The following is a 13385-nucleotide window of genomic DNA, read 5'->3' on the forward strand; positions in this document are numbered from 1 at the left end:
CGCGAGATCCTCGAACAGGTCAGCCGAGGTGAGCTGTCGATCGCCGACGCGACCGCCCGCCTCCGGGCCGCCGACCGCGCGGCACCCGCGCCGGCTTCGACTTCTGCTTCGACTTCTGCTTCCGCTTACGCTTCCGCCGAGGACGGGGGCGCGGCCCGATCCGTACCCGCTCGCAACGGGCACCCGGCCCCACCGGCCCCCGCTCACAATGGCGGTGCCGCCGTGCGGCCCTCCGCCCATGCCATGACGGCGTTCGAAGCGGTGTGGGAACGGGCTGATGCCGATGCCGATGCCGATGCCGACGCGGCCCCGGCGTCCGGCCCCGTGCTCCTGGTACTCGACCGGGTCCCCTCGCCGCCCCGACTGCCCGCCGGCACCGTACTGGTGCGGGCAACGGCCGGAACCCGCTTCGGCCGGACGGGCGATGGCCGCTACGAGGCGGGCGTCGACGCCGACACCGGCTGGAGCGAACTGTGGGCACGGCTGCGCGCCCTGGACCGTACCCCCGCGCATATCGTGCTCGTCACCGCCGCCGCGCCTGAGCACTGCCTGGACGCGGCCTATCCGCTGGTCCGCACCCTGATCAGGGAACGGGAGGGCGAGCCGCCGTCACTGGTGTGCGTGGCCACCGGGCCAGAGGCCGAAGAGTCCGCGGCGGCCCTCGGGGGCTTCTGCGCGATCGCCGGTCTGGAGGACAGCCGGCTGCGCCCGGTCGCGATGAGGGCGCCGTGCGGAACTCCGCCCGACGACCTCGGGGCCCTGCTGGAACTGGCGGCGCGGGAGGTGTCGGCACCGGCGTTCTCGGAGGTCCGCCACGACAACGCGGGACGGTGGGTACGCACCCTCCGGCCGAGCGGCCCGGCACCGGCCGGTCCGGTGGTCCCGGACGGGACCGGCCCCTTCCGGCACCAGGGCGTCTACCTGGTGTCGGGCGGAGCCGGTCGGCTCGGACTGCGGATCGCCGGGCTGCTCGCCGAGCGGACCGGGGCCAGGCTCGTCCTCCTCGGCCGGTCGGAGCCCGCCGACACCGTGCGACGCGCGATCGAACGGGTCGAGAGCGTGGGCGGCCGGGCCCGGTTCGTCCGCGCCGATGTGACGGACCCGGCGGCCGTGGCCGGGGCGGTGGCGCTCGCCCGGCGGGAGTTCGGGCCCCTGACCGGGGTACTGCACCTCGCCGGAGTCAATGAGGACACGTATATCGTCAACAAACCGCCCGGGGCACAACTGCGTGTCCTCGCCCCCAAGGTGGCCGGTGCCCGGATCCTGGACGAGGCGACCCGCGACGAGCCGCTCGACCTGTTCGCGCTGTTCTCCTCGATGGCGGGCTATCTCGGCGGAGCCGGTCAGGCGGACTACGCGGCGGCGAGCCGCGCGCTCGGCGGCTTCGCCACCCGCCGGGCCGCCCGGGTCGCCGCGGGCGAGCGCCAGGGTGCCACCGTGTCGGTCGGCTGGCCCCTGTGGGCCGACGGCGGCATGCGCTTCAGCGAGGAGGACGCCCGGGCGACGGAACTGACACACGGAGTCGTGCCGATGCCCGCCGGATCGGGCCTCGCCGCGCTGGCCGCCGCCCTGCGCTCCGGTGTGCCCGAGTCGCTGGTCGTCCACGGCCACACCGAACGGATACACCGGCTCGTACGGGAGCGCACCGCCGGCCGGCGGACGCCCGCCGTGGCCCGGCAGCCGAAGCGCGACGGCCGTGAAGGGCCCGAGGTCCCCGAGGTCCCCGAGGGTCTCGAAAGCCCCGGCGGCCTCGGCGAGGCGGTCGAGGCCCATCTGCTCGCACTGGTCGCCGAGACGACGAGAATGCCGGCCGGGCGGCTCCGGGCCGACCAGGAGTTCTCGACGCTCGGCGTCGACTCCGTTCTGGTCAAACGGCTCGCGGCGCGGCTGTCCGAGCACTTCGGAACGCTGCCCGTCACCCTGCTCTTCGACCACCGGACCGTCCGGGAGCTGGCCGGATATCTGGCCGAACGGCACCCCGAGCGATCGCGCGCCCTGACCGGGGGACCGGAGCGCACCGATCGGCCCAAGGCCATGACCCCGTCCATGCCCCCGTCCGCGACCGTGACTCCTCAGGGGCCCGTAGTGTCCGTCACGGGCGGACCCGGCGGACCCGGCGGACCCGGCGGACCCGGCGGACCCGGCGGCGCCGCCGGACCGACCGGACCCGCCGGAGCCCACACCGCTGCCGATGCCCGCGCCCACATCGAATCCGACGTCCGGGCCGACACCGGTGCCGTCGCCGTGATCGGGATCGCGGGCCGGTACCCGGGAGCCGACGATCCGGACCGGCTCTGGGAGCTTCTCGTGGCCGGGAAGGACGCGATCACCCCGATCCCGCCCGGCCGCTGGGCGAGCGACGGTCCCGCGGACGATCCGCGGTCCGCCGCGAGCCACGGCCGCCGGGGCGGATTCCTGCGCGACGTGGCCCGGTTCGACTCGCTGTTCTTCGGGATCGCCCCGCGCGAGGCCGAGCGGATGGACCCGGCGGAGCGGCTGTTCCTGGAGGTGGCGTGGTCGGCCGTCGAGGACGCGGGCTACTCACGGGCCCGTCTGCACCGCTACACCGAGACGGGAGGCAGGCACGCGCTCGGCGTCTACGTCGCGACCACCGGACTGGCCTACGAACTGGTCGCGGCCGAGGAGTGGGGGCGCGGACGCCCCGTCCCCGGGTACTCCATGGACTTCTCGCTCGCCAACCGGCTCTCCTACCTCCTCGACGCACACGGACCGAGCATCGCCGTCGACACCGCCTGCTCCGGATCGCTGACCGCCCTGCACCTCGCCTGCGAGGGCCTGCGGCGCGGCGACATCCGGATGGCCGTCGCGGGCGGCGCGTATCTGAATCTGCACCCCCTGAAGTTCATGATGCTGCACGAACAGCGGATGCTGTCGCCGGACGGTGTCTGCCGTCCGTTCGGCGCGGGCGGCAACGGCTTCGTACCCGGCGAGGGTGTCGGCGCCGTGGTGCTGAAGCCGCTCGCCGACGCGGTGGCGGACGGCGACCATGTGCACGCGGTGATCCGTTCCACCGCGATCGGCCACGGCGGCCGGACCAACGGCTACGCGGTGCCCTCGCCCCGGGGCCAGTCGACGGTGGTCCGGGACGCGCTGCGGCGGGCCGGCGTCGACCCGCGCACCATCGGGTACCTGGAGGCGCACGGCACCGGTACGGAACTCGGGGACCCGGTGGAGATCGACGGGCTCTCCCGGGCGTTCGGACCGGCCGCCGACGGGCCGTTCTGCGCCATCGGGTCGCTGAAGGCCAACATCGGCCACGCCGAGGCGGCGGCCGGTATCGCCGGGCTGACCAAGCTGGTGCTCCAGCTCCGGCACGGCACACTCGCACCGTCACTGCACAGCGAAGTCCCCAATCCGCATATCGACTTCACCGGGACGCCGTTCAGGCTCCAGCACTCCGCCGCCCCCTGGCCGCGTCCCGGGGGCTCCGCCCCCCGGCGTGCCGGGCTGAGTTCCTTCGGAGCGGGCGGCGCCAACGCCCATGCCGTCGTCGAGGAGTACCGGCCGCCACCGGCGACCGGCCTCGCGGAGCCGGACGGGGAGTGCCTCATCGTGCTCTCGGCGCGCACCGAGGAGCGGCTGACGGCGGTGGCCGGGCGGCTGGCGGACCGGCTGGGCGAGCGGGACCGCCCCGGTACGCTGCGCGACATCGCCTACACCCTCCAGGTCGGCCGGGACGCCCAGCGGTTCCGGCTGGCGGTGACCGTACGGTCGCTGCCCGAACTCCGCGACCGGCTCAGGCGGTTCATCGCCGCATCGGCAGACGACAGGGATCAGCCCGCCGGGAGGGCCGCTCCGGAACCGCTGTCCGGGAGGGCCGCTCCGGAACTGTCCGAGCCGGTACTGCTCACGGGACAGGCCACCCCGGCACTGTCCGAGCCGGTACTGCTCACGGGACAGGCCACCCCGGCACTGCTCACCGGGCAGGCCACCCCGGTACTGCTCACCGGGCAGGCCGACCCGGAGCAGCGACCCCGGCCCCCGGCGGATCAGCTCGCCGAGCTGATCGAGCGGCGGCGGTGGGACCGCCTGGCGGCCCTGTGGGTCCGGGGCGCGGACATCGACTGGGCGGCGGCCTACGGCGGTGAGCGCCCCCGCACCGTGCCGCTGCCCGCGTACCCCTTCGCCGGACCTGTGCACTGGGTGCCGACGACCGGGGGCGACATGGGTGAACCCGGCGCCGCGAACCCGCTCGGCGCGCGGACCGAGACCGCCGACGGAGCCGAGTTCGCCGTGACGCTCGGCGCCGGCGACCCCGTCGTCGCCGATCACCTGGTCGAGGGCCGCCCGGTCCTCGCGGGCGTCGCCCACCTGGAGCTGATCCGGGCGGCGGCCTCGGCGGTCGCGGGCCGGCCGGTGACCTCCCTGGGCGCCATCCGGTGGCGCTCGCCCCTGGAGATCGACGGGACACCGGTCACCGTCCGGGTGTCCCGCGACGGCGACGGATACTCCGCGACGGTGCTCTCCGCCCGGGGAACCGTGTGCTCGACCGCCGTCGCGGGCACGGAGACCGGCGGACCGGCCATCCCGCTGGACCTGGCGGCCGTACGGGAGCGGTGCCCGCGAGAGCGCGACGGGAAGTCGCTCTACCTGGGCGCGGAGCGGCACGGCCTGCGCTACGGACCCTCGTACCGGCGGATTCTCCGTCTGTGGTGCGGTGAAGGCGAGGCGCTGGCGGAGCTGGCACCGGCCCCCGCGGGCGACTGGTGGCTGGCGCCCGGCCCGGCCGACGCGGCGCTGCACGCCATCCACGGCGCCCTGCCCGCTCAGGACCGGCCCCCGACCCTGCCCGTCTCGGCGGGCCGCCTCGCACTCCACGAGCCGGCCGGGCGGGCCCGGTTCGCCCACGTACGCATCGATACGGCGTCCTCGGCGGCGGAGGGCACAGGGGCATCGGGCACAGCGTCGACGGGCTCAGCGTCACCGGACCCGGGCAGTGTGCGGTGCGATGTCGTTCTCTGCGACGGAGACGGACGCCCGCTGGCGGAGTTCTCCGGCTTCCGCGCGGTCCGGCGGCGCGACGCGTGGCGGCCGGCGAACGGGAGCGGGGTCCCGTACTTCCGGCCCGTCTGGCGGCTGTCCCCGCTGCCGCCCCGGCCGCAGTCACCCGGGCACCGGGACGGCGGCGGGGCGGTCCTGGTGCTCACCACCGGGGAGGACCACGGACTGGGCGCGGCGCTGGCATCGCGGCACGGCGGCCGGGCCCGCACGGTCGATCCGACGGGCCTGGACACCCCCGAGGACTTCGCCGCCCTGCTGCGGGAGACGCCCCGGCCCACAGTGATCCACTTCCTCGGGGGAGTGGCGGAGCGGCACTACTCACCGGCCGATCTGGAGTATCTCGACGAGTCCCAGCGCCACGGCTGCCTCGCCCTGTTCCACCTCGCACGGGCGCTGGCCGACCTGCGGCCCCACGGACTGCGGCTCTCGGTGCTCACGAGCGATGCCCAGCAGGTGGACGAGGCACGGCCCGCGGCCAACCCGTTCGCCGCTTCGCTGCACGGGCTGGCCCGCACGGTGGCCAGGGAGCTGAGCTTCCTGGACGTCAGCTGTGTGGATGTGTCCGGCGCGGAACTGGCCCGGTACGGGCCACGGGACCTGGCGGCGCTGCTCGATGGGATCGAGGCCGAACCGGCCGGCCTCCCGATGGCGGAGGTGGCGCTGCGGGACGGGGCGCGACTGGTCAGGACCCTGGAGCCCGCGACGCCCCCCGGACCTGCGCCCGGCCCGCCGCCGATCCGCCGGGGCGGCCGGTATCTGCTGGTGGGCGGTGCCGGCGGACTGGGCCGTTCGGTGGCGCGGCATCTGGTGGCGGAGTACGGTGCCCGGCTGCTGCTGATGGGCCGCCGTTCACCGGACGAACTCCCGGCGGACGCGCTCACCCCCCCGACCGGTAGCGGCGGTGAGATCGCCTACCACCAGGGAGATGTCACCGACACCGATGCGGTACGGGCGGCGGTTTCCCGGATGCGGGCGCGGTTCGGCGGCGTGGACGGTGTCATCCACACGGCGTTCGTCCTCCGGGACCGGACCCTGGCCCGGATGAGCGACGCGGACTTCCACGCCGTGTTCGCGCCGAAGGTCCGGGGAACGGTCGCGCTCCACGAGGCGCTGAGCGCGGAACCCCTCGACTTCGTGGCGCACTTCTCGTCCGCGGTCGCGCTCACCGGCAACCCGGGGCAGGCCAACTACGCTGCCGCGTCGACGTTCCAGGACGCCTTCGGCGCCTACGCGGCAAGCCGGCTGCACCGGCCGGTCACCATATGGAACTGGGGGTACTGGGGTGAGCGGGGCGCGGTGGCGACCGACGCCTACCGGCGGCGCATCGCCGGGTGGGGCGTCGAACCGCTGACCGAGGCCGAGGGCATCGACGCCTTCCTCGGTGTACTGGCGGGCCCCGCCCGGCAGTTGGCGCCCCTGCGCGTCACGACCGGAGCGCTGGCCGAAGCCGCCGTCGTCGGCCGAGGCACCGTACACCGGCCGGTCCCCGTCCTGCGGCCCTCCGTGATCGAAGCGGTCGGCGCGGCGGCACACGACACCGTGCGGCACGCGGGTGCCCCCTTCGAGCCCGGGTGTCTGGACGCGGTCGACGCCTACGCCCGCCGTCTCGTCCGCGACTCCCTCACCGCCATGGGCGTACCGGCTCAGAGGAGCGCCCGCGGCGAGCCGGGCGAACTGGCCGACGCCCTCGGTGTGAAGGGAGACAGGCGCCCGCTGTTCGACGCCGCCGTCGCCGCGCTCGACAGCGGCGGTGACAGCGGCATCGGCATCGTCGGTGGCGGTGGCGGTGGCGGTGGCGGTGACAGTGACGGCGACGGCGCCGGCGGCGAACAGCCCATGTCCCGGGCCGGACTGCTGAGCACATACCCGCACCTCGATGAGACGCTGGACCTGCTGACGGACTGCGCCGCCGCACTGCCCGAGGTGCTGACCGGCGCCCGCAGCGGCCTGGAGGTCCTCTTCCCGGGCGGCTCCGACCGTCGGCTCGCCGCGCTCTACGGCGACGATCCGAGGGTCGCGCACTTCAACGCGGTGGTACGCGCCGCGGCCGAGGCGACCGTGGCCACGCTGCTGCGACAGGAGCCGGCCGCCGCACCGCTGCGGATCCTGGAGATCGGAGCGGGAACCGGCGGCACCAGCCGGCCGGTCCTCGCCGCACTCGACCGGTACGGCGACCGGCTGGTGTACGACTGCACCGACATCTCCCCGGCCCTGGTCGGCAGCGCCCGCGAGCGCTTCGGTCCCGCGCACCCGTACGCGCGATTCCGGGTGCTGGACATCGAGGGAGATCTCGCGGCCCAGGGCTGCGACGGCGAGCCGTACGATCTGGTGCTGGCGACGAACGTGCTGCACGCGACCGGAGACCTCCGGCACACCCTGCGCAACACGGCCCGGCTGCTGCGTCCCGGAGGGGTCCTCGTCGTGAACGAGGCGACCAGGGCCCTGGACAGCCTCACCTTCACCTTCGGCCTCACCGACGGCTGGTGGCTCGCCCGCGACCCCGGGCTACGGCTGCCGCACTCACCGCTGGCCGACGCCGGTACCTGGAGTGCGCTGCTCATCGACGCGGGGCTGCGCGCGGTGCGCCGGTTCGGCGTCCGGGGCTGGTCGGACGACCAGGCGGGACAGCAGGTCTACGTCGCCGAGCGCGGCGTCTGGCAGGAGACCGCCGCGCCGGCGGAGTCGGCGGACGCCGTGCCGTCCGCGGCCCCCGGGTCACGGGGGTCGCCGGAGACACCCGGGGCCTCTCCGGCCGGTCCGGCCGGTCACGTCGGTCAAGTCGGTCCGGCAGGTCAAGTCGGTCCGGTCGGGTCGGACGGGTCGGCTCAGGACGAAGTGGCGGCAGCAGGAGTGGTGGGGACGCGGCAGTCGGCGGCAGCGGATCTGCACTCCCGGGTGACCGCCTATCTGGCCGGTCTCTACGCGACCGCACTGAAGCTGGGCGCGGAGGAACTCGACCCGGCGGTACCCCTCGCGTCGTACGGCACCGACTCCCTGAGCGGCATGGACGTGCTCAGCCGCCTGGAGAACGACCTCGGGCCGGTGCCGAAGCGACTGATCCTGGAGGGGGAGTCCCTCGGGGCGATCGCGCGCGAACTGATCGCGCACTCCCCGGCGGAGGTCGTCGCCCTCCTCGGCGGGACATCCGCCCCGGCCTCCGGGGGTATCGCCGACGTGCCGCAGCCGCCCGCCCCCTTACCCGCCGCCCGCGAACCGGGGCGGTCCGGACCCTCCGCCGGATCCGGCCCGGTCCCCGCCCCCGGATCGGACGGCGACGGCGTATCCGGCCCCGCTCTCCGCCCTGAGCGGGAGTCAGGGCGGGCGTCGACGGCGCTCCCCGGGCTGCCGTCCGCCCAGCCGGTACCGGCGGTCGAGCCGATCGCCATCGTGGGGGTCGCGGGTCGCTACCCGATGGCCGGGGACCTCGCGGCCTTCTGGGCGAATCTGCGCTCGGGGCACAGCGCGATCACCGAAGTGCCGCCCGAGCGCTGGTCGCTCGCCGACCACCACGACCCGACCGATACGGACCCCGGCCGCAGCCACCACCGCTGGGGCGCCTTCATCGACGGCGTGGACGCGTTCGATCCGCTGCTGTTCAGGATCTCGCCGCGGGACGCCGAGCGGATGGATCCGGCGGAGCGGCTCTTTCTGCAGACGGCCTGGGAGGCCCTGGAGGACGCGGGACTGCCCCCCGGCCGGCTGCGGGCCGGCGCCCCGGCGGGCCGGGCCCGCGTCGGGGTGTTCGCCGGGGTGATGCACAGTCAGTACCAGTTGCTGGCCGTGGAGCAGTGGGGACGTGGCCGCCGTACCCAGGCGTACTCCTCGCACTGGTCGATCGCGAACCGTGTCTCGCACTGCTTCGGCTTCGCCGGTCCGAGCATGGCAGTCGACACCGCCTGTTCGTCGGCCCTGACGGCACTCCACCTGGCCTGCGCGAGCCTGCGCCGCGGCGAGTGCGACACGGCGCTGGCCGGGGGAGTGAACGTCATCCTGCACCCCAGTCACCACCTCGGCCTGTCCACCGCCAAGATGCTGTCACGGGACGGCCGGAGCCGGGCGTTCGCGCCGGACGCCGACGGTATGACGACCGGCGAGGGGGTCGGAGTGTTCGCCCTCAAACGGCTCGCGGACGCGCTGCGCGACGGTGACCGGGTCCACGCCTGTGTGCTCGGCTCCGCGGTCAACGCGAACGGCCCGAGCGAGGGCTACTTCGCACCGAACACCGACGCCCAGGTCGAACTGATCGAACAGGCGCTGCGCGACGCCGGAGTGGACCGGAGCGGTATCCACTACGTGGAGGCCCAGGCCACGGGCGCGGCGGTCGGCGACCGGACGGAACTGGACGCGCTCCACCGCGCGTATCGGCCCACGGCGGGCGGTGAGCCGGGTGATCCGCTCCCGGTCGGTTCCCTCAAGCCCAATGTCGGGCATCTCGAAGCGGCCTCCGGCGCCGCGCAGGTGACCAAAGTACTGCTGCAACTGCGCCACGCCGAGCTGGCTCCCACCCCCGGCGACCCGAGGCCGGAGCCGGAGCCGGACGGGGAGTTCCGGCTCTCGGTGGTACGTGAACCGCGGAGCTGGCGCGCGGGCCCGGGCGGAGCACCGCGTCGCGCGGCGGTCAGCTCCTTCGGCGCCGGTGGTGCCAACGCGCATGTGATCCTGGAGGAGGCACCGGCCGCCGCGGAGGTGCAAGGTGCCGGGACACGGGACACCGCGGAGCCCGCGTTGCTCGTGCTGTCCGCCCGGCGTCCCGACCAACTGCGCCGGCACGCGGCCCGGATGCGTGACTTCCTGGCAGGACCCGCCGCCGCCCTGCCGGTCCAGGATGTGTCGTACACCCTCCAGGTCGGCCGTGAGGCGCTGGCGGCACGGTTCGCGGCCACCGTCCACGATCTGCGGGAGGCCGTCGACGCCCTCGGGGACTTTCTCGACGAGCGCCCGGACGGCCGGCGGTCGACCGGCTTCGCCCCGGCGGCGGACCGGACCGGTGCGAGTGTCACCGCACCCGGCACGTCCGGCCGGGCGGTGCTCGACGAGCTGGCACGCCGCTGGACCTCCGGTGCCACGGTGGACTGGAGTCCCCTGCACAGAGGCCGGAACCGGCGCATCGTCTCTCTGCCGCACTATCCCTTCGCCCGCGACCGGTACTGGCTGCCTGCTCCCGCCGACCCGCCCGCACCCCCTCCCACGACGGAGGTCCATCACCGTGAGGAGCCGAATGTGACGAGCCAGCCCCTGACCACCGAGGAGGAGGTCACCACCGGCCCGTCCGCCGCGCCGGACGACACCCGGCGGCTGGTCGTCGGGGCGATCGGTGACGTCCTGGGAGTCCCGCCGTCCGATGTCACCGTGGCGGGCCGGCTGGGCGACCTCGGCATCGACTCGGTGACGACCGTGGCGCTCGCGGAACGGCTCACCGAGCAACTGGCGGTGCCCGTCGAACCCGCGCGGCTCTACGGGTTCCGGGACGTGGCCGCGCTGATCGAGGACATCGCGTCCCGGCGCGCGGCCCTCGCGGCACCGACAGCACCGACAGCACCGACGGCAGCGACAGCAGCAACGGCACCGACCCCGGCCACCGCACCCGCCGTACCGGCCGCGTCGTCCACACCGGCCCCGCTGCCGCTGCCGCCCCCGCCCCCGGAGCCGCAACCGGCCCCGCTCCCGCCGGCCGCCCCGGTCGACGGGGCGGTGGCGCCCCCCGTGCCGCCTCCGGTGCGGGAGCCGGCCGCCGCCGTGCCGGACCGGTCGGCCGGAGCGGGCACCGTACCGGCCGCCGCCGCTGTGGCGGAGCCGGTCGCCGTCATCGGGATGGCCGGATCGTTCCCCGGATCACCGGACCTGGACGCCTACTGGAGTCATCTGATCAGCGGGCACGACCTGGTGACCGAGATCCCGGCGGGCCGCCTTGAGGGCCCGGCGACGGGCGACGACGCCGAGCAGTTCATGGCCCGCCGGGCCGGACTGCTCGACGGCATCGACCTGTTCGACGCGGACTTCTTCGGGATCTCGCCGCGGGAGGCGCGGCTGATGGACCCGCAGCAACGGCTGTTCCTGCAGACCGTATGGGCGGCCGTCGAGGAGGCGGGCTACGACCCGGCCTCGCTCGGCGGCAGCACCTGCGGCGTCTACGCCGGTGTCTCGTCCCGGGAGTACGACCGGCTCGCGCATCTGCGCGGCCTGGAGATCGACGGCCGGCTGGCGATCGGCAACGACCACAGTGTGCTCGCCAACCGGGTCTCGTATCTGCTGGATCTGCACGGACCGAGCGAACCGGTGGACACGGCCTGCTCCAGCGGGCTCGTCGCCGTGCACCGGGCCGTACGGGCCATCCGCGGCGGCGAGTGCGAACTGGCGCTGGCCGGCGGCGTGAACGTGATCCTCAGCCCGTCCGGTTTCCTGGCCTACGGCCGGTCCGGGATGCTCGCCGCCGACGGCCGGTGCAAGACGTTCGACCACCGGGCCGATGGATACGTCCGGGGCGAGGGCGTCGGCGTCGTCCTCCTCAAGGCGCTCGGCCGGGCGCGGTCCGACGGCGATCACATCCACGCGGTGATCCGGGGAACCGCCGTCAACCACGGCGGCCGCGCCGCATCGCTGACCGCGCCCAACCCGACCGCACAGGCCGATGTCATCACCCGGGCGCAGGCGGAGGCGGGCGTCCTCCCCCGGCAGATCTCGTATGTCGAGGCCCATGGAACCGGTACGGCGCTGGGGGACCCGATCGAGATAGCCGGTCTGCGCACCGCGTTCGGCGAGCCCGCGCCCGGCGGCCCCGTCCAGTACTGCGGGCTCGGCAGTGTGAAGAGCAATGTGGGCCACCTGGAGACAGCCGCCGGAATGGCCGGACTGCTCAAGACCATCCTCTCGCTGCGGCACCGCATGATCCCCCCGACCCTGCACGTGGAGCGGGTCAACCCGGAGATCCGGCTGGCGGGCTCGCCGTTCCACCTGGTGTGCTCGGCGCGGCCGTGGGAACGCAACGCCGCCGACGGCACGGCCGGGCCGCTCTGCGCCGGTGTCAGCTCCTTCGGCTTCGGCGGGGTGAACGCGCATGTGGTGGTCGGAGAGTCCGCCGGGGCCGGACCCTCGCCCGTCCCGGCCGGACCATCCGAACCGGCGGGCGCCGCGCACCTCTTCGTACTGAGCGCCCGGAACGAGGAACGGCTGCGCGTCTCGGCCCGGCGGCTGCTCGGCCGGCTCGGGCGACTGGAGCGGGACGGGACGCTGCACCGGCTGCCCGCGGGCGATGTGGCCTACACGCTCCAGACCGGCCGCGCCGCCCTGAACGCCCGGCTCGCCCTGGCCGCGAAGGACCTCACCGGTCTCGCGGACGGAGTGCGGGGATACCTCGACGGTACGCAGGCGCCGGACCTGTACACCGGTACCGCCGCCGAGCCGGCCGGGCCCACCGCGTCCGGCCCCGAGGACCTCGCCCGGCTCGTGGAACGGGCCCGCGACGGTGACCCGGGCTCGCTCGCCCGCGCCTGGGTGCGGGGGGCGGACGTGGCGTGGGACCGGGTGCACGAGGGCCGCCGGCGGGCCCGGGTGAGCCTGCCCACCTACCCCTTCGCCCCCGATCGCCACTGGCTGGCCGGGCCGGGCCCGAGTCCCGCCGCCCCTGTCGCTGTCTCCGCTCCCGCTCCCGTCGCCGTCCCTGCCCCCGCTGCCCCGGTACCGGGCCCTGTCCTCACGCCCGACCCCGCCCCGCTGCCTGCGGCGGTCGCCGTACCCGTACCGGTGTCGGCCGGGGGATCGCCGGAGAGCGTCCGGTGGCACCTGCGGGAAGCGGTCGCCGAGGGGCTGGGGATCGATGTGGCCGATGTCGACCCGACGCGGGACTTCGGCGCGCTGGGCGTCGACTCGATCGGCGCGCTGCGCATCATGCAGCGCGTCCAGGCGCGGTACGGGGACCACATCCCGATGGCCGCCCTGCTGGAGCAGCCCGGCGTGGACCGGCTGGCGGACCATCTCGTCGAGCACTATCTCCCGCCGCCGGGCGCCGGGGCTCCCGCTCTTCCGGCCCAGGCCCAGGCCCAGGCCCAGGCCCACACCCCAGCCTCCGCCTCCGCCCCGGAGCGGCCGGCCCCGGTGCCGTCCCCCCGGCTGATCCCGTTCCACGAGGGCGTCGGCGGCACACCGGCGTACTGCCTCTTCGGCGACACCGGCGAGCTGAGCTGGCTGCTGCACCTGTCCGATGGGCTCGCCCCGGACGGCCCGGTGCTGGGTCTGGAGGCCCCCGGATTCGCCGCCGGGGAAACGCCCGGCACCGCTGACGCCGGGGAACTGGCCGCCGCGTGCGCCGGGGTGATCGCCGGTCACCACCGCGACGGGCCGTGCCGGGTGGCCGGGCAGGGACTGGC

At 75.1% G+C, this 13385-nt stretch carries 1 protein-coding gene; it reads left to right on the forward strand.

What is annotated here, in order from left to right; translation table 11 throughout:
- Positions 1–243 precede the first annotated feature (243 nt).
- The coding region (locus ACWF94_RS04355; RefSeq protein WP_453484547.1) for an SDR family NAD(P)-dependent oxidoreductase at positions 244–13385 on the forward strand (13142 nt) is incomplete at its 3' end.

Source organism: Streptomyces sp. NPDC055078, assembly GCF_053607985.1.